This window comes from Escherichia sp. E10V5 (genome assembly GCF_004212315.1).
Taxonomy (GTDB): Bacteria; Pseudomonadota; Gammaproteobacteria; order Enterobacterales; family Enterobacteriaceae; genus Escherichia.
In genome coordinates, this window is record NZ_RHJM01000020.1 from 106,442 (window position 1) to 129,327 (window position 22,886).

General features: G+C 51.3%; 16 protein-coding genes and 1 pseudogene. 8 read left to right on the forward strand and 9 right to left on the reverse strand.

Annotated elements, in window-relative coordinates; all coding sequences use genetic code 11:
• Window positions 1-27 precede the first annotated feature (27 nt).
• The gene (yfaL, locus tag D9738_RS15055) at window positions 28-3,768 is read right to left on the reverse strand and encodes an AIDA-I family autotransporter adhesin YfaL/EhaC (protein WP_130260532.1); all 3,741 of its coding nucleotides are present in this window, start codon (window positions 3,766-3,768) and stop codon (window positions 28-30) included.
• Between the two features lie 688 nt (window positions 3,769-4,456).
• On the opposite strand from yfaL, the gene nrdA reads away from it, so the two are divergent.
• The 3 genes from nrdA to yfaE all read left to right on the forward strand — a co-directional run bounded on the left by nrdA (window position 4,457) and on the right by yfaE (window position 8,281).
• Window positions 4,457-6,742 carry a class 1a ribonucleoside-diphosphate reductase subunit alpha gene (gene nrdA / locus D9738_RS15060; protein WP_130207159.1) on the forward strand — a complete coding sequence of 762 codons (2,286 nt, stop codon included), beginning with the start codon at window positions 4,457-4,459 and terminating at the stop codon, window positions 6,740-6,742.
• Between the two features lie 154 nt (window positions 6,743-6,896).
• A complete protein-coding gene (gene nrdB / locus D9738_RS15065; RefSeq protein ID WP_130207160.1) occupies window positions 6,897-8,027 on the forward strand; it encodes a class Ia ribonucleoside-diphosphate reductase subunit beta in 1,131 nt (376 codons plus the stop codon).
• The gene (gene yfaE / locus D9738_RS15070; protein ID WP_130260533.1) at window positions 8,027-8,281 is read left to right on the forward strand and encodes a ferredoxin-like diferric-tyrosyl radical cofactor maintenance protein YfaE; all 255 of its coding nucleotides are present in this window, start codon (window positions 8,027-8,029) and stop codon (window positions 8,279-8,281) included. The genes nrdB and yfaE overlap by 1 nt, the downstream gene beginning before the upstream one ends.
• A gap of 53 nt (window positions 8,282-8,334) precedes the next feature.
• On the opposite strand, the gene inaA is transcribed toward yfaE, so the two are convergent.
• From inaA to glpT, 3 genes are all read right to left on the reverse strand, one after another.
• Window positions 8,335-8,985, reverse strand: a complete 651-nt coding sequence (inaA, locus tag D9738_RS15075) for a lipopolysaccharide kinase InaA (protein WP_130260534.1) — start codon at window positions 8,983-8,985, stop codon at window positions 8,335-8,337.
• A 151-nt stretch (window positions 8,986-9,136) separates the two neighbouring features.
• Window positions 9,137-10,216, reverse strand: coding sequence for a glycerophosphodiester phosphodiesterase (glpQ, locus tag D9738_RS15080; protein ID WP_130260535.1), 1,080 nt, complete (start codon window positions 10,214-10,216; stop codon window positions 9,137-9,139).
• Between the two features lie 4 nt (window positions 10,217-10,220).
• Window positions 10,221-11,579: a glycerol-3-phosphate transporter gene (gene glpT, locus D9738_RS15085; protein WP_064526704.1), complete on the reverse strand. Its 1,359-nt coding sequence runs from the start codon at window positions 11,577-11,579 to the stop codon at window positions 10,221-10,223.
• A 271-nt stretch (window positions 11,580-11,850) separates the two neighbouring features.
• Here glpT and glpA point away from each other — a divergent pair, with 271 nt between their 5' ends.
• The 5 genes and pseudogenes from glpA to D9738_RS15110 all read left to right on the forward strand — a co-directional run.
• Complete coding sequence (glpA, locus tag D9738_RS15090) at window positions 11,851-13,479, forward strand: anaerobic glycerol-3-phosphate dehydrogenase subunit A (RefSeq protein WP_130260536.1); 1,629 nt, start codon at window positions 11,851-11,853, stop codon at window positions 13,477-13,479.
• The gene (gene glpB, locus D9738_RS15095; RefSeq protein ID WP_130260537.1) at window positions 13,469-14,725 is read left to right on the forward strand and encodes a glycerol-3-phosphate dehydrogenase subunit GlpB; all 1,257 of its coding nucleotides are present in this window, start codon (window positions 13,469-13,471) and stop codon (window positions 14,723-14,725) included. Before glpA ends, glpB begins: the two co-directional genes overlap by 11 nt.
• On the forward strand, window positions 14,725-15,915 hold the full coding sequence (gene glpC, locus D9738_RS15100) for an anaerobic glycerol-3-phosphate dehydrogenase subunit GlpC (RefSeq protein ID WP_130260538.1): 1,191 nt from the start codon (window positions 14,725-14,727) through the stop codon (window positions 15,913-15,915). The genes glpB and glpC overlap by 1 nt, the downstream gene beginning before the upstream one ends.
• A gap of 193 nt (window positions 15,916-16,108) precedes the next feature.
• Entirely contained in the window at window positions 16,109-17,008 is a 900-nt protein-coding gene (locus D9738_RS15105; protein ID WP_130260539.1) for an ISNCY family transposase, read from the forward strand.
• A pseudogene (locus D9738_RS15110) lies at window positions 17,009-17,218 on the forward strand (hypothetical protein); the annotation flags it as partial. It abuts the gene before it with no gap.
• Window positions 17,219-17,260: 42 nt separating this feature from the next.
• Here D9738_RS15110 and yfaU read toward each other — a convergent pair.
• The 5 genes from yfaU to D9738_RS15135 all read right to left on the reverse strand — a co-directional run bounded on the left by yfaU (window position 17,261) and on the right by D9738_RS15135 (window position 22,848).
• Window positions 17,261-18,064: a 2-keto-3-deoxy-L-rhamnonate aldolase gene (gene yfaU, locus D9738_RS15115; RefSeq protein ID WP_130260541.1), complete on the reverse strand. Its 804-nt coding sequence runs from the start codon at window positions 18,062-18,064 to the stop codon at window positions 17,261-17,263.
• A 16-nt stretch (window positions 18,065-18,080) separates the two neighbouring features.
• Window positions 18,081-19,370: an MFS transporter gene (locus D9738_RS15120; protein WP_130207167.1), complete on the reverse strand. Its 1,290-nt coding sequence runs from the start codon at window positions 19,368-19,370 to the stop codon at window positions 18,081-18,083.
• Between the two features lie 56 nt (window positions 19,371-19,426).
• Window positions 19,427-20,632, reverse strand: a complete 1,206-nt coding sequence (gene rhmD / locus D9738_RS15125) for an L-rhamnonate dehydratase (protein ID WP_130260542.1) — start codon at window positions 20,630-20,632, stop codon at window positions 19,427-19,429.
• A gap of 14 nt (window positions 20,633-20,646) precedes the next feature.
• Window positions 20,647-21,429 carry an IclR family transcriptional regulator gene (locus D9738_RS15130; protein ID WP_130260543.1) on the reverse strand — a complete coding sequence of 261 codons (783 nt, stop codon included), beginning with the start codon at window positions 21,427-21,429 and terminating at the stop codon, window positions 20,647-20,649.
• Between the two features lie 216 nt (window positions 21,430-21,645).
• A complete protein-coding gene (locus D9738_RS15135; RefSeq protein ID WP_130260544.1) occupies window positions 21,646-22,848 on the reverse strand; it encodes a nicotinamide mononucleotide deamidase-related protein YfaY in 1,203 nt (400 codons plus the stop codon).
• Window positions 22,849-22,886: the final 38 nt, after the last annotated feature.

Below are 22,886 nucleotides of genomic sequence, written 5' to 3' on the forward strand. Positions count from 1 at the left end.
CCGGCAACGATGCCGGGCGGACAGCGATTACCATTTCACCGTCATCGACAAAAACCCTGCCGTCTGGGCAAAATCATCGCTTCCTTTCTGCCACGCCACGCTGCCACGCAGGGAAACTCGCTGACTGATATTGCCCGTTACTCCCACTTTTATTTCACCACGCTGCTTCGCCGCATCGTCGCTGATTTGGCTACCATCTTCTTCAATTTCCGTCGAATGGGGATCGTGATAATAATTCAAATCCAACGTTGGCGTGATATGAAGCGCAGTATGCCATTCGCTGTGTAATCCCAGCAGCGTCTGAATATCATCGCCCTGCGATTGTGACACCCGCGCATGGTTAGCGGCGGTAAAATCATCCTGCTGCACGCCCTGATAAATCACCTGCGCCTGCGGTTCAATTAACACACCACGCCCCGGTAACCACTGATAGCCGGCTTCCAGCGAAGCAACGATCCCCGACGAATGGTAATGATCCGCACCATCACCTTGTTCAGAAACATCATTGCTAAACCAGGCATATTGCAGCCAGCTATCCAGCCATGCCCCTTGTTTTTGGCTACCGTGCTGAAACCAGCTTGAGGTCAGCCCAACAGCATAACCGTGGTTCTGGTTATCGGCGCGAGTTCCGGTCATGTTTGAGCGACTGTCCCCCTGATTATCACTGTAGCCACCTACGGCCCCTAGCATCCACTGGCCATCATCGCCCCAGTCTCCGCTTAACAGGTTGCCGCTAAGCTGTACCGTAGAAATGTCTTCATGCTGGGCCAACTGCCCTGCTGCTGTGTAATGATAATCTCCGCCGATAACGCGTAAATTCAGCGTCTGACCATCGCCACCAGCGTGATCGTGTCGCTCCATCATAAACGCCTGATTTGCCGCCCGAAGGTTATTAAAATATCCCCCAACTTTGGCATTCAGCACAGGCTGATAAGCGGGTGTTGGGTCGGGCTCCGGCGTGGGATCGGGAGTCGGATCCGGATCGGGCGGTGGCGTCGGAGTGACTTTTTGCGAGCGCAGATACCAGTCATTATCATCTTCCACCAACGTATAGTCGTAAGCGCCCATATTGACGTAGCCACTGCCCGCCAGACTAAACTGCGCATTGTTTTGAAATTGCGTGGGATCGGCTGTGAAATCAATCACTTTAATGCCTGTAGATGTCGGCTCACCAATCCCGGTAATGGGGTTAACCACCACGGTCGTGTTGCCAGCAGTATTACCGTTCAACACCAGTTGGTCGCTTGCTGAGTCATCGCCGTTTAATTCGCTATCGAGCAGTAGCGTACCGCCGCCGGTATAATCACCGTTTACCGTCAGCGTATCGCCAGCGACGCCATTTTGCAGGCTAACCGCACCGGACGTATTGGTCAGATCACCATTAACCGTCACGTCTGAAAGATAAGTCAGACTGTCGGTTTCCAGGTTGGTATTAAGCTCACCTGTCAACATCACACCATCGGTGGCATTCACCAACGTACCGTCGCCGTTAAACAGCGAGGCATCCAGTGCGGCGGAAGTATCCTGCCCGGTCAGGCGCAAAACCGTACCATCGCTGATGTCGATAGTGCCGCTGGAAGTAGCATCAATAGACTGAATATCCTGATCCGCACCAGTCTCGAACGTCGCCCCATCACCGACCCACAGCGATGATGCATAAGGAAAGATATCCACAGCATCGCCTTTCAACGTGCCTTCTTCCACTCGCACCGCCGACTGCGCCGTGCCACTGGCAGTCAGTTCCAACGTTCCTGCACCGGTTTTCGTCAGTGTGGTTCCCACGTCCTGCTGCTGCCCGCTGCTGTCAGCCATCAGTGCGCCCCACTGCGTGTCTACACCCGCATCCACCATCACTTCACCATCGGCGCGCATTTCGATATCACGTCCGTGGCCTGCCGCATCTGAACGCGTGTCAACGTTGGAGTTAATCTCCATCGTGCTATCTTGTTGATTATCAGTAAAGATAACCTGGCGGTTATAGTGGGTATCACCAAGCTGAGAGTTGTCGCTCACCACCAGCGTACCGGAAGCGATTTGTGTTGTGCCGAGGTATTGATTGTCATTTGCCAGGCTGACCTGCCCGTCACCTGCATCCACCACCACATAAACACCATTATTCCCGTCATCGCCAATATGCAGATCGTCGCCACCGTAAAGATCGACAACATCCTGCTGACCAATCACCGTACCGCCGCTGCCACTGATTTTCAGACCATCGTTCTCTGACGTACCGCTCTGCCAGGTAGTAAAATCGGAGAGATCCAATACGCCGCCATTTAACACGATGGACTGCGGATCGTCTTGCATCTCCGCAAGATCCGTGGCGTTACCCGAAAGCGAGAGGATTGCGCCATCTTCCACCACAATATCGCCGGTCAGCGCCATCGACTGCGCACCCGCCAGTACATAACTCCCGTTTTCAGCAATAGTCAGTTGCCCTTCCCCTTGTATAGTTCCGGCAAAACCGCCCTGGTTGACGGTAACATTGCCGCCAGCGTCAATATTTAAAGTGCCATTCTGAAAACCCGTTAACGAATGTACAAATGTTTGCTGAGTCGAACCGACGTTAAGCTCTGCCTGATTATCTGTGTGTCCGATACTGCCAACGCTCAGTCCATAACAATCTTGAGGATTGCTCTGGCACTGGCTGTCACCCACATTCATCAGCGAATTATTCCGCCCTAGCGTGACTTCACCGTTTTTAATTCTCATCTCGCCGGTAAAATCATTGTTATCAGCGTTAAGTACCAGTTCTCCCGCTCCGGCTTTGGTAATAACGCCAGTCCCCGCAATGGAGTCGATAGCCCCATCATTTTCTGTACTGCCAATGATCAAGGTTTTATCAGCCGCAACATCAAAACGGATTTCACTTGACCCTGTATACAGAAAGCCTCCAGCTGCTGCCGAAGCGTCTTCACCATAAGCGGATGCGCTGTTATTCACATCTACTAATACGCCCCCGTTCTGGCTGTAGCTGTCATCAACAGCGATATCAATAAGATAAGGAGAAGTCGTGCTACTGGTATAAATTGCGCCACCATAACCTTCAGCAGTGTTATTTATGAACGAAGTATTGTTAATAATGGTAAATCCTGATGGGTGTGTTTTATCGCTATTATTATCAGTAATATCGATGGCTCCACCATCACCATCACTGTAACTTGTTGATGTATATGCCTGATTATTATCAAAAACAGTGTTATTTAAGTAGACATTATTATTAATCGAATAGATTGCGCCACCTTTACCATCATTAGCAACATTATCCGTAAATACAGCATTGGTAATGCTAAGATCAATATCACCAGCGTCATTTGTTCCCGCAGAGTAGATCGCCCCTCCATACCCTCCAGCGATGTTATTATCAAAAATAACCTGAGTAAGGTTCAGCGTTGAGTTTTCTTTTGCAAAGATAGCTCCGCCATTATTATATTCACCGCTCACGGCATTATTTTCAAACAGAGTCATCCCTGTTCCGTCTTGTGCTGATAATGTGAAATCAGCACCTTGTTGTAAAAATACCGCGCCTCCACTGGCATCATTTGCCATAGAGGAAAAAACAAGCCATTGCCCGTCAGCAACATTCCAGGTCTGTGTACTACCTGAAAGACTTTGATAGCTGGCCCGACAACTGGCAGTAACGTTAACACCCTGACATGAAGCCAGAACCTGCGACGCGGCGTTTGCACGCGTAAACACGCAAGCAACGACGGCTGGGATAATTAATAGATATCCTTTCCTGATAAAAACAATCCGTTTTTTATTCATAATCTGACAGCCTGTGAGAAATAACACGCCATCATTAAAAGACATATTGTGATTGTAGATAATGATTAATTGTAAATAAGAAACATTTAAAATATATATACTAAAATAACATCTTCTAAAAGAAATAAATTATTCCTTTTGACACTGACCAAATTATGAAATAACAATAATTAAAACACATTAAACTGATTAATTCGTTTCTTGTTTACCTGGAATAATCAACATAACAAACTTTTATTTCACATCTGTTGATTAAAAAATACCTGTTCCGTGAACCGCAGCCATTTACATTCGCTCACATCATAAACATAACATTAAGTGCCGACGTTATATGAATTTGTGATGGCATCAATTTTCACCACACCTGACAAAAGCGCAACAAATAACCTGGATCAATAATTATCTTAAATTGAGCGTTCAAGAAATCACCGAACGGTTATTTTTAACAAATTTTTCTCTTCCCATTGACTTTCCCGGACACCTTGTCTGACCTAAGGTACGCGGAAGTCGTTTTTTCCTTCCTGAGTTATCCACAAAGTTATGCACTTGCAAGAGGGCCGTTTTCACACTATCTTGCAGTGAATCCCAAACATACCCCCTATATATAGTGTTCGTTGCAGCTTTCCTTACTACAGGTAGTTGCCGTGAAACTATTGCGGAAAGAATTCCAAAAACAGGTACGACATACATGAATCAGAATCTGCTGGTGACAAAGCGCGACGGTAGCACAGAGCGCATCAATCTCGACAAAATCCATCGCGTTCTGGACTGGGCGGCAGAAGGACTGCATAACGTTTCGATTTCCCAGGTCGAGCTGCGCTCCCATATTCAGTTTTATGACGGAATCAAGACCTCCGACATCCACGAAACTATTATCAAGGCTGCCGCTGACCTGATCTCCCGTGATGCACCGGACTATCAGTATCTCGCCGCGCGCCTGGCAATTTTCCACCTGCGTAAAAAAGCCTACGGCCAGTTTGAGCCGCCTGCGCTGTACGACCACGTGGTGAAAATGGTCGAAATGGGCAAATACGATAATCATCTGCTGGAAGACTACACGGAAGAAGAGTTCAAGCAGATGGACACGTTTATCGTTCACGACCGTGATATGACCTTCTCTTATGCTGCCGTTAAGCAACTGGAAGGCAAATATCTGGTACAGAACCGCGTGACCGGCGAAATCTACGAGAGCGCACAGTTCCTCTATATTCTGGTTGCTGCGTGCCTGTTCTCGAACTACCCGCGCGAAACGCGTCTGCAATACGTGAAGCGTTTTTACGACGCGGTTTCCACATTTAAAATTTCGCTGCCGACGCCAATCATGTCCGGCGTGCGTACCCCAACTCGCCAGTTCAGCTCCTGCGTGCTGATCGAGTGCGGCGACAGCCTGGATTCCATTAACGCGACCTCCAGCGCGATTGTGAAATACGTTTCCCAGCGTGCGGGGATCGGCATCAACGCCGGGCGTATTCGTGCACTGGGTAGCCCGATTCGTGGCGGTGAAGCGTTCCATACCGGATGCATTCCGTTCTACAAACATTTCCAGACAGCGGTGAAATCCTGCTCCCAGGGCGGCGTGCGCGGCGGTGCGGCAACGCTGTTCTACCCAATCTGGCATCTGGAAGTGGAAAGCCTGCTGGTGTTGAAAAACAACCGTGGGGTTGAAGGCAACCGCGTGCGTCATATGGACTACGGGGTACAAATCAACAAACTGATGTATACCCGTCTGCTGAAAGGTGAAGATATCACCCTGTTCAGCCCGTCCGACGTACCGGGGCTGTATGACGCATTCTTCGCCGATCAGGAAGAGTTTGAGCGCTTGTACACCAAATATGAGAAAGACGACAGCATCCGCAAGCAGCGTGTGAAAGCCGTTGAGCTGTTCTCACTGATGATGCAGGAACGTGCGTCTACTGGTCGTATCTATATTCAGAACGTTGACCACTGCAATACCCATAGCCCGTTTGATCCGGCCATCGCGCCAGTGCGCCAGTCTAACCTGTGTCTGGAAATCGCTCTGCCGACCAAACCGCTGAATGACGTTAACGACGAAAACGGTGAAATCGCGCTGTGTACGCTTTCGGCTTTCAACCTGGGTGCAATTAACAGCCTGGATGAACTGGAAGAGTTGGCCGTTCTGGCGGTACGCGCACTCGACGCGCTGCTGGATTATCAGGATTACCCGATCCCGGCAGCCAAACGTGGAGCGATGGGTCGTCGTACACTGGGTATTGGTGTGATCAACTTCGCTTACTATCTGGCGAAGCACGGTAAACGCTACTCCGACGGCAGCGCCAACAACCTGACGCATAAAACCTTCGAAGCCATTCAGTATTACCTGCTGAAAGCGTCTAATGAGCTGGCGAAAGAGCAAGGCGCGTGCCCGTGGTTTAACGAAACCACCTATGCGAAAGGGATCCTGCCGATCGATACCTATAAGAAAGATCTGGATGCCATCGCTAATGAGCCGCTGCATTACGACTGGGAAGCATTGCGTGAGTCGATCAAAACTTACGGCCTGCGTAACTCTACACTGTCAGCGCTGATGCCTTCCGAGACCTCTTCGCAGATCTCTAATGCTACTAACGGCATTGAACCGCCGCGCGGTTATGTCAGCATTAAAGCGTCGAAAGACGGTATTCTGCGCCAGGTCGTTCCAGACTACGAACACCTGCACGATGCCTATGAACTGCTGTGGGAAATGCCGGGTAACGATGGTTATCTGCAACTGGTTGGTATCATGCAGAAATTTATCGATCAGTCGATCTCTGCGAATACTAACTACGATCCGTCACGCTTCCCGTCAGGAAAAGTGCCGATGCAGCAGTTGCTGAAAGACCTGCTCACCGCCTACAAATTCGGGGTCAAAACGCTGTATTATCAGAACACCCGTGACGGCGCAGAAGATGCGCAGGACGATCTGGTGCCGTCAATCCAGGACGATGGCTGCGAAAGCGGCGCATGTAAGATCTGATATTGAGATGCCGGATGCGGCGTAAAATGTCTTATCCGCCTACGTCTCGAATTTTGTAGGCCTGATAAAACGCGCCAGCGTCGCATCAGGCTCTGGATGCCGGATGCGGCGTAAAATGCCTTATCCGGCATTAAACTCCCAACAGGACATATTCATGGCATATACCACATTTTCACAGACGAAGAATGATCAGCTCAAAGAACCGATGTTCTTTGGTCAGCCGGTCAACGTGGCCCGCTACGATCAGCAAAAATATGAAATCTTCGAAAAGCTGATCGAAAAGCAGCTCTCTTTCTTCTGGCGTCCGGAAGAAGTTGACGTTTCTCGCGACCGTATTGATTACCAGGCACTACCTGAACACGAAAAGCACATTTTTATCAGCAACCTGAAGTACCAGACACTGCTGGATTCCATTCAGGGTCGTAGTCCGAACGTGGCTCTGCTGCCGCTGATCTCGATCCCGGAACTGGAAACCTGGGTAGAAACGTGGGCATTTTCAGAAACGATTCACTCTCGTTCTTATACCCATATCATTCGTAATATCGTTAACGATCCGTCTGTTGTATTCGACGATATCGTCACCAATGAACAGATCCAGAAACGCGCGGAAGGCATTTCCCGCTATTACGATGAACTGATCGAGATGACCAGTTACTGGCATTTGCTGGGCGAAGGCACCCACACCGTCAACGGTAAAACCGTGACCGTTAGCCTGCGCGAGCTGAAGAAAAAACTTTATCTCTGCCTGATGAGCGTTAACGCGCTGGAAGCCATTCGTTTCTACGTCAGCTTTGCTTGTTCCTTTGCCTTTGCAGAACGCGAACTGATGGAAGGTAACGCCAAGATTATTCGCCTGATTGCCCGTGACGAAGCCCTGCACCTGACCGGTACTCAGCATATGCTGAATCTACTGCGCAGCGGCGCGGATGATCCGGAAATGGCGGAAATAGCCGAAGAGTGTAAGCAGGAGTGCTATGAGCTGTTTGTCCAGGCGGCACAGCAGGAGAAAGACTGGGCGGATTATCTGTTCCGTGACGGTTCGATGATTGGTCTGAATAAAGACATTCTCTGCCAGTACGTGGAGTACATCACCAACATCCGCATGCAAGCTGTCGGTTTGGATCTGCCGTTCCAGACACGTTCCAACCCGATCCCGTGGATCAATACCTGGCTGGTGTCGGATAACGTGCAGGTTGCCCCACAGGAAGTTGAGGTGAGTTCTTATCTGGTCGGTCAAATTGACTCGGAAGTGGACACCGACGATTTGAGTAACTTCCAGCTCTGATGACCCGCGTTACCTTGCGCATCACTGGCACACAACTGCTGTGCCAGGATGAACACCCTTCCCTTCTGGCGGCGCTGGAATCCCATAATGTGGCGGTTGAGTACCAGTGTCGCGAAGGCTACTGCGGCTCCTGTCGCACTCGCCTGGTTGCAGGTCAGGTTGACTGGATTGCCGAACCGTTAGCCTTTATTCAGCCAGGGGAGATTTTGCCCTGTTATTGCCGGGCAAAAGGCGATATTGAAATAGAGTTGTAATCGGGTACTAGTGCCAGATGCGACGCTTATGCGTCTTATCTGGCCTACAACGATTACATGGCGTAGTAATACGCTTTCACCTGCTCCCAGTCGTCGGGAGGAATGGGAGATAAATACTTCTCCAGTTGGGCGAAATCATGCTGAGCTGCTTTTTGACGACGCAATCGGCGGCGACTTTTTTCCAGATCAAGAAACCCCGCTTCCGCCACACCCTTCGTTTTCACATAAATATGACGAACGTAGCAACAGCCATGCTGACGCTTGACGCTATGCATTTTTTTAAACGCTTGTGCCACCGCGTGTAGCATTGCTTCACGCACATCGTCTGGGTAAGGGGTAATAGCATGTTGTGTATACCAGTCTGCAATACTGATGAAACCGGTCATATCCTCGGTAACCAGTAGCGCCCGCCATTCCCCTTCTCGTTTGATTGCTTCACCAAATACGATTTTCGGCACGATAACGCCCGCGCGCTCCAAATCGTTTATCACCTCAATCTCCCGCACAATCGTCGGGCGTCCAAAGGGATAGCGCAGCGAATGAAAGAGATGCTGAGTCATACGCTTCACATAAAGCTTTTTACCATCGCGCTCTACACACTGCACACCACTCATACCATTGCGTCGATAATTGGGTTCTTCGACCCAGTCTCCTTTGGTCGCCCACCAACGTTCAAATTGTTCGTCTTCCGTTCCTGACACCATTACTTACCATCCGGCACTATGTGCACGTTAATTATCAGGATGGAAATATAAAGTGTTGCCTTAAGAAATCCTTAAGATTTTTGTGTACAAAAATGGACTTGTTACAGAAGCAAAGCGGCATTCCGGGCAGACCGGAATGCCGAAGGTGAGATTATTTCTGTTGTTGCAGGAAGGTAACCGCTTTATCCGGGAAGTCAGTGAACAAACCGTTCACTCCAGCTTTGTTATACAAAATGTCATAAAGCTGATTCACATTCGTTGTGTAGGCCGGTAGCTTGTCGGCCCGCACGGTATAAGGATGCACCACCAGCTTATTCTGCTGTGCATCTTTTACCATTCCGGTAAGCTTGATATTACCCGGCTGCGATGTCTCATCAATCACCATATGGTAATCCGGGCCAATACCATCAGCGTATTCCGCCACCTGTTTCATGGCACCCGGCTTGAACATCCAGTCATAGCTGTAATTAACCCAGCTTCCGTCCGGTTGTTTCTGCTGAGTTTCGTTCCAGTCGGTATAGGCAATCAGCTGTACCAGGTTGAGGTCCATACCCATTTTAGGTTCCAGCTCATTCTTAATACGCTTCAGTTCATCAGCATCAAAGCATTGCAGATAAACCTTATCATCCTTACCGGTGTAGCCATATTTCTTCAGCACTTCCAGGGTTTTTGCCGCAATATCCTTCCCTTCCTGATGATGGAACCACGGCGCTTTAATCTCTGGATAGATACCAATATTTTTCCCGGTCGAATGGTTTAGCCCCTGAACAAATTCAATTTCCTCTTCGAAAGTGTGCACCCGGAAGTCAGATTTACCCATCGGGAAACGCCCGGGAAAAGTCTGCACTTTTTTACCGTTTTCAATATCGAAGCCTTCAGTGAATTTTAAAGACTTAATTTCATCCAGTGTAAAATCTATCGCGTAGTAACGGCCATCTTTACGCGCCCGATCCGGGAAACGATCGGCAACATCGGTTACCCGGTCAAGATAGTGGTCATGCAGAACGACCAGATGGTCGTCCTTCGTCATCACCAAATCCTGTTCCAGATAATCGGCCCCCTGCGCATACGCCATCGCCTTTGCAGGCAGCGTATGCTCCGGCAAATAACCACTGGCGCCGCGATGGGCAATCACTATTTTCTCACTGTTATCCGCCGCCATTGCACTGCTTCCCATGATCATTCCACTCATCATGATAGCCATGCTAAGGTTTTTCAGCGTCAATTTCATGCCATTAGCCTCCGTTGCGTTTTTGCTGTAATTCCTGATGGCGACGTTTTTCGCCAATCATCACGACAATTAACAAGATAACCGCCAGGATGCTGCCGCCAATCATCACCATGAAGCCGCCATCCCAGCCAAAGTAGTCAACGGTGTAGCCGACAATCGCGCTTGCCGCTACGGAGCCACCAAGATAACCAAACAGTCCGGTAAAGCCCGCCGCCGTACCTGCCGCTTTCTTCGGCGCCAGTTCCAGCGCGTGCAGACCAATCAGCATGACTGGGCCGTAGATCAGGAAGCCGATAACAATCATACAAATCATATCGACAGTTGGGTTGCCTGCCGGGTTCATCCAGTAAACGATGGTGGCGATAGTCACCAGAGTCATAAAGAAGACGCCGGTTGCCCCACGGTTACCGCGGAAGACTTTGTCCGACATCCAGCCGCACAGCAGAGTGCCTGGAATGCCCGCATACTCATAGAAGAAGTAGGCCCAGGAGGATTTATCCAGCGCGAAGTGTTTCACCTCTTTCAGGTAAGTCGGTGACCAGTCGAGGATACCGTAGCGCAGCAGATAGACGAACACGTTGGCGATGGCGATGTACCACAGCAGTTTATTCGGCAGCACGTACTGCATGAAGATCTGTTTCGCGGTCAGTTCCTGTTCCGCTTTTTCGTTATAGTCGTCCGGGTAATCATTTTTGTACTCTTCGATCGGCGGCAGGCCACAAGATTGTGGGGTATCGCGCATCATCGCAAAGGCGAACAGAGCCACCAGAATGGCACAGAAAGCCGGCATATAAAGCGCCGCGTGCCAGTCATTAAACCAGGCCATCCCCAGCAGGAACAGCAGCGGCGGAATACCACCACCGACGTTATGCGCACAGTTCCACACCGACACAATGCCGCCACGTTCTTTCTGCGACCACCAGTGCACCATAGTACGACCGCACGGCGGCCATCCCATCCCCTGGAACCAACCGCAGAGGAACAGCAGCACAAACATCACAGCAATGCTCGATGTCGCCCACGGTACAAAGCCCATAAAAAGCATAACTGCCGCAGCAAGAATCAGACCTGCCGGCAGGAAAACGCGCGGATTCGAGCGGTCCGACACTGACCCCATGATGAATTTGGAAAATCCGTAGGCAATTGAGATCCCTGAAAGGGCAAAACCTAAATCACCTCGTGAGAACCCCTGCTCCACCAGGTAGGGCATCGCGAGAGCAAAGTTCTTACGAACCAAATAGTAAGCGGCATAACCAAAGAATATCCCCAGGAAAATTTGCCAGCGTAATCGACGGTAAGTCGGGTCGATCTCCGCAGCAGGTAAGCGCGCCTTGTGTGGCGCTGGTTTAAAAATACTCAACATTTATAGCCTCCGTGGCCGTGGTCTTATTTATGATTAACAGCCTGATTCAATGGAAGAACCTGCCGTTTCTTGAGTTGCCGCGATGTTAATTAATCATTCATTCCATGAATGTGAATTACCGCACACATTATTAAATAAGATTTGCAAAATGTTCAAAATGACGCATGAAGTCACGTTTCACTTTCGAATTATGAGCGATTATGCGCGAAATCAAACAATCTATGTTTTTTCTGTGGCTAAATGAGACAAAACGAACTTTTGAGGGATAACAATGAAAACTCGCGATTCGCAAACAAGTGACGTGATTATCATTGGCGGCGGCGCAACGGGAGCCGGGATTGCCCGCGACTGTGCCCTGCGCGGGCTGAAAGTGATTTTGGTTGAACGCCACGACATCGCAACGGGAGCCACCGGGCGTAACCACGGTCTGCTGCACAGCGGCGCACGCTATGCGGTTACCGATGCGGAATCGGCCCGCGAATGTATTAGTGAAAACCAGATTTTAAAACGCATTGCGCGTCACTGTGTCGAACCAACCAACGGCCTGTTTATCACCCTGCCGGAAGATGATCTCTCCTTCCAGGCGACTTTTATTCGTGCTTGCGAAGAGGCTGGAATCAGTGCTGAAGCCATTGATCCGCAGCAAGCACGCATTATCGAACCTTCCGTTAACCCGGCACTGATTGGCGCGGTAAAAGTTCCGGATGGCACCGTTGACCCATTCCGGCTGACCGCAGCGAACATGCTCGATGCAAAAGAACATGGTGCCGTTATCCTTACCGCTCATGAAGTTACGGGACTAATTCGTGAAGGCGCGACGGTGTGCGGTGTTCGTGTACGTAATCATCTCACCGGCGAAACTCAGGCACTTCATGCGCCTGTCGTAGTTAATGCCGCCGGGATCTGGGGGCAACACATTGCCGAATATGCCGATCTGCGCATTCGCATGTTCCCGGCGAAAGGATCGCTGCTGATCATGGACCACCGCATTAATCAGCATGTGATCAACCGCTGCCGTAAACCTTCCGACGCCGATATTCTGGTGCCTGGCGATACCATTTCGCTGATTGGCACCACCTCTTTACGCATTAATTACGATGAGATAGACGACAACCGAGTGACGGCAGAAGAAGTGGATATTCTGCTGCGTGAAGGGGAAAAACTGGCCCCCGTTATGGCGAAAACGCGCATTTTGCGGGCCTACTCTGGCGTGCGCCCGTTGGTTGCCAGCGATGACGACCCAAGCGGCCGTAACGTCAGTCGTGGCATCGTGCTGCTCGACCATGCCGAACGCGATGGTCTGGACGGATTTATCACCATCACCGGCGGCAAACTGATGACCTATCGTCTGATGGCGGAATGGGCTACGGATGCCGTCTGCCGCAAGCTGGGCAACACGCGCCCCTGTACGACCGCCGATCTGGCACTTCCTGGTTCACAGGAACCTGCTGAAGTCACCTTACGTAAAGTCATTTCCCTCCCTGCCCCACTACGCGGCTCTGCGGTTTACCGTCATGGCGATCGCACGCCAGCATGGTTAAGCGAAGGCCGTTTGCACCGCAGCCTGGTTTGTGAGTGTGAAGCCGTTACCGCTGGCGAAGTACGGTACGCGGTAGAAAATCTAAACGTGAATAGCCTGTTAGATTTACGCCGTCGCACCCGTGTGGGGATGGGCACCTGCCAGGGCGAGCTCTGCGCCTGCCGGGCAGCTGGATTGTTGCAACGCTTTAACGTCACCACCTCCGCACAATCTATCGAACAACTTTCCACTTTCCTTAACGAACGCTGGAAAGGTGTGCAGCCCATTGCATGGGGAGACGCATTGCGCGAAAGCGAATTTACCCGCTGGGTTTATCAGGGACTGTGTGGTCTGGAGAAGGAGCAGAAAGATGCGATTTGATACTGTCATTATGGGCGGCGGTCTTGCCGGATTACTCTGCGGCCTGCGATTGCAAAAACACGGTCTGCGCTGTGCCATTGTCACCCGTGGACAGAGCGCTCTGCATTTCTCATCCGGATCGCTGGACTTACTGAGCCACCTGCCAGACGGTCAGCCGGTGGCAGACATTCATGCAGGGCTGGAGTCCTTGTGCCATCAGGCACCTGCCCACCCTTACAGTCTTCTCGGCCCACAACGCGTACTGGATCTCGCTTGTCAGGCGCAGACATTAATTGCGGAAAGCGGCGCGCAATTGCAGGGCAGCGTGGAACTGGCCCATCAGCGCGTTACCCCGCTCGGCACTTTGCGTTCGACCTGGTTAAGTTCGCCAGAAGTTCCCGTCTGGCCGCTACCCGCGAAGAAGATATGTGTGGTGGGAATTAGCGGGCTGATGGATTTTCAGGCGCATCTTGCGGCGGCTTCGTTGCGCGAACTGGATCTTTCGGTTGAAACTGCTGAAATTGAACTGCCGGAACTGGATGTGCTACGCAATAACGCCACCGAGTTTCGCGCGGTGAATATCGCCCGTTTCCTTGATAACGAAGAAAACTGGCCGCTGTTAATTGATGCACTAATCCCTGTCGCCAATACCTGTGAAATGATCCTGATGCCCGCCTGCTTCGGCCTGGCCGATGACAAACTGTGGCGCTGGCTGAATGAAAAATTACCTTGCTCACTGATGCTTTTGCCAACGCTGCCGCCTTCCGTGCTGGGTATTCGTCTGCAAAACCAGTTACAGCGCCAGTTTGTACGCCAGGGCGGCGTGTGGATGCCGGGCGATGAAGTGAAAAAAGTCACCTGTAAAAACGGCGTGGTGAGTGAAATCTGGACCCGCAATCACGCCGACATCCCGCTGCGTCCACGTTTCGCGGTTCTCGCCAGCGGCAGTTTCTTTAGCGGCGGGCTGGTGGCAGAACGCGACGGCATTCGCGAACCAATTCTCGGCCTTGATGTACTGCAAACCCCCACGCGGGGTGAGTGGTATAGAAGTGACTTTTTTGCTGCGCAACCGTGGCAACAGTTCGGCGTAACCACTGACGAGGCGCTACGCCCGTCGCAGGCAGGGCAAACCATTGAAAACCTGTTTGCCATCGGTTCGGTGCTGGGCGGATTTGATCCCATCGCCCAGGGATGCGGCGGCGGCGTTTGTGCTGTCAGTGCTTTACATGCCGCTCAACAGATTGCCCAACGCGCAGGAGGCCAATAATGAACGATACCAGCTTCGAAAATTGCATTAAGTGCACCGTCTGCACCACCGCCTGCCCGGTGAGCCGGGTGAATCCCGGCTATCCAGGGCCAAAACAAGCCGGGCCGGATGGCGAGCGTCTGCGTTTGAAAGATGGCGCACTGTATGACGAGGCGCTGAAATATTGCATCAACTGCAAACGTTGCGAAGTCGCCTGCCCGTCCGATGTGAAGATTGGCGATATCATCCAGCGCGCACGAGCGAAATATGACACCACGCGTCCCTCGCTGCGTAACTTCGTTTTAAGTCATACCGATCTGATGGGCAGCGTTTCCACACCGTTCGCGCCAATCGTCAACACCGCAACTTCACTGAAACCGGTGCGGCAACTGCTTGATGCGGCTTTAAAAATAGACCATCGTCGCACGCTGCCAAAATACTCCTTCGGTACGTTCCGTCGCTGGTATCGCAGCGTAGCGGCCCAGCAAGCGCAGTATAAAGACCAGGTCGCCTTTTTCCACGGCTGCTTCATCAACTACAACCATCCGCAACTGGGTAAAGATTTAATTAAAGTGCTCAACGCGATGGGAACGGGAGTGCAATTACTCAGCAAAGAAAAATGCTGCGGTGTGCCGCTAATCGCCAACGGCTTTACTGATAAAGCGCGTAAACAGGCGATCACAAATGTAGAGTCGATCCGCGAAGCGGTGGGGGTAAAAGGCATTCCGGTGATTGCCACCTCCTCAACCTGTACATTTGCCCTTCGCGACGAATACCCGGAAGTGCTGAATGTCGACAACAAAGGCTTGCGCGATCATATTGAACTGGCGACCCGCTGGCTGTGGCGCAAGCTGGACGAAGGCAAAACGTTACCGCTGAAACCGCTGCCGCTGAAAGTGGTTTACCACACCCCATGCCATATGGAAAAAATGGGCTGGACGCTCTACACCCTGGAGCTGTTGCGTAAAATCCCAGGTCTTGAGCTGACAGTGCTGGATTCCCAGTGCTGCGGCATTGCCGGAACATACGGCTTCAAAAAAGAGAACTACCCCACTTCACAAGCCATTGGTGCGCCACTGTTCCGCCAGATAGAAGAGAGCGGCGCGGATCTGGTCGTTACCGACTGCGAAACCTGCAAATGGCAGATTGAGATGTCCACAAGCCTTCGCTGCGAGCATCCGATCACACTGCTGGCAAAAGCGCTGGCTTAAGCGACCTTCTGATGCCCGATGAGTTCATGGCTTATCGGGCATTTTTGCGTGCACGGTTCCGGACCCAATGTATGCGTTGCATCGCAGTAAAAATACTTCTGAAAACGTCTCGCAAAGGCTAAAACTGCCAGATGCCATCGGCCTGCGATCCCCGTAATGTCCCGTCATCATAAAAATCAGGTGACGGACAACCATGACTGAATCAACAACATCCTCCCCGCATGATGCGGTGTTTAAAACGTTTATGTTCTCGCCCGAAACCGCGCGGGATTTTCTGGAAATACATCTGCCGGAACCGCTGAGAAAACTTTGCAACCTGCAAACCTTACGCCTGGAACCCACCAGTTTTATTGAAAAAAGTTTACGCGCTTACTACTCGGATGTTTTGTGGTCGGTAGAAACCACCGACGGCGAAGGTTATATCTACTGCGTGATTGAGCATCAGAGTACTGCGGAAAAAAACATGGCCTTTCGACTGATGCGTTATGCCACTGCCGTCATGCAGCGCCATCTGGACAAAGGCTATGACAGAGTCCCTCTGGTAGTGCCAATGCTGTTTTATCACGGCGAAACCTCACCCTACCCATATTCACTTAACTGGCTGGATGAATTTGACGACCCGCAGCTTGCCCGGCAGTTGTACACCGAAGCTTTTCCGTTGGTGGATATCACCATCGTACCTGACGATGAGATCATGCAACATCGGCGTATAGCTCTGCTGGAACTGATTCAAAAGCATATTCGCGAGCGCGATTTAATCGGTCTGGTCGACAGGATCACCACGCTTTTGGTTAGGGGCTTCACTAATGACAGCCAGGTGCAAACGCTGTTTAATTATCTGCTGCAATGCGGCGATACCTCCCGTTTCACCCGCTTTATTGAGGAGATTGCCGAACGTTCACCACTACAAAAGGAGAGATTAATGACTATTGCTGAACGGCTGCGGCAGGAAGGACACCAAATTGGCTGGCAGGAGGGCATGCATGAACAAGCCATTAAAATTGCTTTGCGCATGCTGGAACAGGGCTTTGAACGTGAGATTGTGCTGGCGACAACCCAACTCACTGATGCTGATATTCCGAACTGTCATTAAAAGGAGAAATTGATGACTATTGCTGAACGGCTACGGCAGGAGGGGCATCAAATTGGTTGGCAGGAAGGTAAATTGGAAGGTTTGCAGGAAGGCATGCATGAACAAGCCATTAAAATTGCCTTGCGAATGCTGGAACAGGGCATCGATCGTGACCTGGTATTCGCAACTACCCAGCTAAACGAAGCCGATCTGACAGCGAAAAACCACTAACTAACATACCGGCCCACAGGTAATCCCTATGGGCCTTTGATATCAATAACTACCTTTTATGCGTGGCCCATTTTTGCCTGATTTAAATATCGCCAGTCGTTGATCCAGGGCATCGCTATAGAGCATCGTGTCAACGCCAACAGCGACAAAGTTCGCTCCCCACGCCAAACATTGCTGCGCCATATCAGGAGCCACAGCCAGAAAACCAGCCGCTTTACCCGCAGCGCGGATCCGACGAATGCTTGCTTCAATAATACACTGAACTTCCGGGTGGCCGGCGTTATCCGGATACCCCAACGACGCTGAGAGATCCGCAGGCCCAATAAATACGCCATCAATCCCTTCGACTTCGAGGATTTCGTCCAGGTTATCCAGTGCCGTTTTACTTTCCACCTGCACCAACAGACAAAGCGAGTCGTTGACTTGCGCCATGTAATTCTCAATGCGTCCCCAGCGAGCAGCACGAGCTACACTGGCCCCGACACCACGCTCACCGTAGGGTGGATATCGGGTAGCAGACACCACCTGACGTGCCTGTTCGGCAGTATCGACCATCGGGATCAGTAGGGTTTGAGCGCCAATATCCAGTACTTGTTTAATCAGCGACTTACTCCCCTCCACCGGGCGGATCACGGGTTGGCTGGCATAGGGCGCTATCGCCTGTAACTGGTGATAAAGATCCTGAATGGTATTTGGCGCGTGCTCTCCGTCAATCAGCAACCAGTCATAACCGGAAGTAGCGGCGATTTCTGCCATATAGGCAGTCGTTGAGCTTAACCATAGACCAATTTGCACTTCACCTTTGCGTAAGCGTTCTTTGAAGGGGTTGGTTAATAATGCGTTCATCATATTCCTTAACCTATTAGTGATGTGCCACGTTAGTCTGCACAACTGAGCGACTTACACGTAGAGTGAAAATAATCAGCGAGCCGACGACCGCCACCGCAGCCAGCGTCAGCAATCCTGCCGCATCGCTGGCAAACAAGGTTTCTGCTTTTACGCGCAGGATCGGGGCGATAAATCCGCCCACTGCGCCAAACAGGTTGACAAAACCAATCCCCGCCGCCAGCGCCGTACCAGAAAGCAGTTGTGTCGGCATAGTCCAGAACACCGGCTGCACGGCAATAAACCCTATTGCTGCAACACACAGCGCAACGATTGCCAGTACTGGCGAAAGTAGCCCGGAAAGGCCAATACCAATGCCCGCGGCCAGCAATGTCAGCGCCGCGACATTGCGTCGTTCGCCGGTTTTATCGGAATAGCGCGGGATAAGCCAGGTCCCAAACAATGCCGCAACCCACGGAATAGCGGTGACCACAGAGGCCGTAAAGCCCACTTTTGTCCCCAGCAATGCCGCAACCTGCGTCGGCAGGAAGAAAATTAATCCATAAACCGCGACCTGAATGGTCAGGTAGATAATTGCCAGTTGCCAGACTCGTCCATTACGCAACGCATCGCTCAGTCGAGAAGTCACTTTCTGTTGTTCTTCACTTGCCAGTTGATTGATAAGCAACGTTTTTTCTTCTTTACTCAGAAAACGTGCCTGATCTGGTGTGTCATCAAGCCAAAAGAAAGTGAATACCCCAGCGCCGACTGCCAACAATCCTTCAATCACAAACATCCAGAACCAGCCGGGATGCCCCATAAATCCATGCATCTCCAGCAGCGCGCCGGAAAGCGGTGATCCCAGCGTTAATGCCAGCGGTGCGCCCATATAGAACAGCCCCATAATGCTGGCGCGATTACGCTGCGGAAACCATTGCGAGGTGAGATAAATCATACCGGGGAAGAATCCGGCTTCCGCAGCGCCAAGCAGAGTGCGAACGATCAGAAATTTCGCTTCAGTATCGGCCCATGCCATTGCTGCCGAAAGAAATCCCCACAGCAGTGTCGTCGTACCAATCCAGGTTCTGGCCCCCAGTTTGCGCATCAACAGATTCGCCGGTACACCAAGAAACGCGTAAACCACAAAGAAAATCCCCGCCCCCAGCGCATAAGCTTCATTACTCAGCCCGGTATCAATCTGGTAGGTCTGTTTAGCAAAGCCAATGTTCGAACGATCGAGAAACGCCAGCACATACAGTGCCAACATAAACGGGATCAAACGCGCGCGGTTTTTCTTCACCACGGCGTCAAGCAAAGCGGTGCTCATAAAAAGCTCCTTAGAATATGTGGGCGTTACCATTGTCACAGCAACGCCCGGAGTGATTAGTGGCTGTAGGGGCGTTTCAAATTGCAGTCACGATTGAGTTCGACGCCGAAACCGGGTTTATCAAGCACTGATTTATGAATACGACCATTCACCGGAACCGGCTCATTAAGCAGAATGGGGTCAAACTGCGGACGCATCGTTGAACAATCCGGACTGGTCATCAGGAATTCGCTAAATGGAGTATTAGTGAAAGTGATTACCGCATGGTGGGAGTAAACAGACGAACCGTGCGGCACCACCAGCTGTCCGCGTGATTTGGCAATTGCGGCAATTTCCACCAGCGTGGTTAAGCCACCACACCAGCCAACATCCGGCTGCATGATGTCGATACCGGTTTCTGAAAGCGTACGAAAAGATTGCAGTGTGCCGTGGTGCTCACCACTGGTGACCATCATTCCCGCTGGCGCGTTGCGTTTTAGTTCGCGATAACCTTCATACTGCTGTGGCGGCAAGCACTCTTCGATCCATTTCAGGTTATAGGGAGCGCAAGCATGGGCTAGTTTGGTGGCATAGTTCACGTCCTGGCTCATCCAGCAGTCGAGCATTAACCAGAAATCTTCACCACATTTCTTACGCATATCCGCGACCATAGCGGCATCTTTGCGGATCCCCGCATCGCCATCATGTGGCCCCCAGTGCGTCGGCATTTTGCCACCGATAAAGCCCATCTCTTTTGCCAGATCCGGACGTGCGCCAGTGGCGTAGAACTGGATTTCATCACGGACTGCGCCACCTAACAGTTTGTAAACCGGAAGCCCAACCACTTTGCCGAACAGGTCCCACAGTGCCAGATCGACACAGGAAATCGTGTTCATCACCAGGCCACCAGAACCGGAGTAATACAGAGTGGCATTGAGCATTTGATCGTGAATCAGTTTGATATCACTGACACATTTGCCCTCGATAAAACGGTTAAGGTGTTTTTCGACGATAAAACACCCCATTTCACCGGCAGTTGAAACGGCGAAACCGCTCTGGCCGTTTTCTGCTTCAACTTCGACAATCAACGTGCCAAGAACGTTAATGCCAAATGACTGGCGCGACTGTTCGTAATCGCGGTATTTACTCATCGGGGTAGCAATGTGATCGTCAATCCAGTGATTCGCCCCCTGGTCGTGATAATCACCGCCACCAGCGCCTTTTTCTGCTGTAGCACCGCCAGTAAACCAGGCGCGAACCTGTTTGATTTTTGGTAAGGTCATGATGTTCTCCATTGTTATGAGGCCTGTAAGTCAAAGGGACTTTTCCATCCCAACAGACGTGAAATATCCCTGGCGCAGGCAATGGCTTTGCCCGCCAGATAATCACGGTATTCTTCGTTGATTTGTAAGCGAGTACCGACCACCGAGATCGCGGCGGTAAGTTCGTTATTGGCGTTAAACACCGGAGCGGCGACGCAACGAACATCGGCGTAATCTTCGCCGTTGTCATAGCTCCAGCCCTGACGGCGAATACGCGCCAGTTCCTCGTGGAGCAGTTGTGGATGAGTCATTGTGGTAGGTGTCGCCTTTTCCCAGACCAGTCCTTCGATAATGCTTTGCTGGACAGCGGCTGGTTGCCAGGCAAGAAGGCATTTCCCGATGCCGGAACGATAAAGCGAAAGGCTTTTCCCTTCATGGGAACGCACACTGATGGTGGCTGAAGACTCCACTTTCAGAATGTAATAAGCACTACCGTTATCGATGATCCCAAGGTGGCATAACAGCCCAGTGGTATCCATCAGTTGCGTCAGGCGTGGTCGCGCCGGCTCCCTGAGATCCATCTTGCTTAACGCATGAGCGGAAAGCTCCACCAGCTTGGTCCACAAACAAAAATTTTCCTGGTGATCAAGGCTAAGAAAACGCTGGCGTTTAAGTTCGTTAAGCAGCAGATAGGCCGTGCTTTTCGGGATCCCCAATGTGTCAATGATCGTTGCAGCACTACAAGGGCCAATGCGGGCAATCAGATTGAGAATATCAATAGCCCGTGTCAGGGCGGGTACTTTGCTTGATTCCAACATACTGGACTCCAGTCTTAGATACTGGAATCAGTCTCGTCGCTCAGGGTGAGTAAAATTGTGAAGCGCATCAAATCCCGTTTCTCGTCCAGCGGACTGGAGAAATTACGCACAAATTTGTGAATCAGCGCACGGATTTTTTCTTATTGAGTACAACAGGTTGGACAAATTTGCAGGAGGGGAATGTGCCGGTGCAGTAAACCGGCACAGAATGACTGATCAGACGGATAAGGTCATGGACTCAACAACCTCAATCCAGCCGTGCTCGCTGGCGATGTCCTGATTGTTCAGCCAACGGCGCAGCATATTCAACGCCATCATTGCACACACTTCCTGACGAATAGCCAGACTGTAGCGCGTAGTGCTGAAATGTACGCGCAGAGCATAAGTGCCGTCCGGCGTGGCTAGCGCAAAGTTGAGATATTCGTTCTCGAAACCCGAAACAGCCAGTGCCAGCCCGGCAAAATGGTTGGCCCGCCGTTCTGTAATCCAGTGCGCGGTTTGTGCCAGAGTCTCTTCCTGTGAAGGAACCACTTCACACGCCAGCAATGGCGCACCTGCGCGAGAAAGTTGCAAAGCCAATAAACCACCGGTGAATTGCTCGCTCAACGTCAGGCTGAACTGGCGGTTTTGCAATTCGCGACTGATCTGCGCGGGCAGTCCTTCGGTGCCTTCGTAAATCACGCTCTGTCCGGCAACACGTTTAACGTCCAGCCACAGTTTTTCCATCGCCTGTTGCTCGCTTGCCGGTCCGGTCAGCTTCAGTTCAATTATCGGCATCGAGGAGCGATAGCCCATTGTTACGCCCGGCGGCAGTTGTAGAGTGTCCAGGCTTTGTGCCAGATCGCTTTCCGAACGACCAAAGGTGGTCAAACGCAGACAAACCGGCGGCTGCGGTAAAGAAAAACGCTCGCGCAGGCGCGGCAGGATTTCGTGCTCGACCATCACCTTAAATTCTGACGGTACGCCGGGGGTAAAGAACATCAGGCAACGATTAAGCTGCACGGCAAAACCACAGGCGGTGCCTACGGGGTTATTGATGAACTCGGCACTCGCTGGCAATTCTGCCTGTTTACGGTTGCTCGGCGCCATCACGCGACCACGTTCGCGGAAATAACGTTCCATCTCTTTAAGCCAGGCTTCATGTAGCACCAGACCTTCACCTTTTGCTGTCGCAGCAGCGAGCGCGCTTAAATCATCGCTGGTTGGCCCCAGTCCGCCGTTGACGATCAGCACATCGGCGTGCTGACTGCGCTCTCGAAGAATGGTGACTAAATCTTCAAGGTTATCGCCTACCGTATTACGGCGAGATAGCGGCAAGCCCTGATGAAAGAAAAAGTCGGCCAGCCAGGCTGCATTCGTGTCAACGATTTGCCCGTGTAACACCTCATCCCCGGTGGATAGCATTTCCACTTTTAACATGGTTATCTCCTGCTTTTGTTATCGAATCACTATAACGC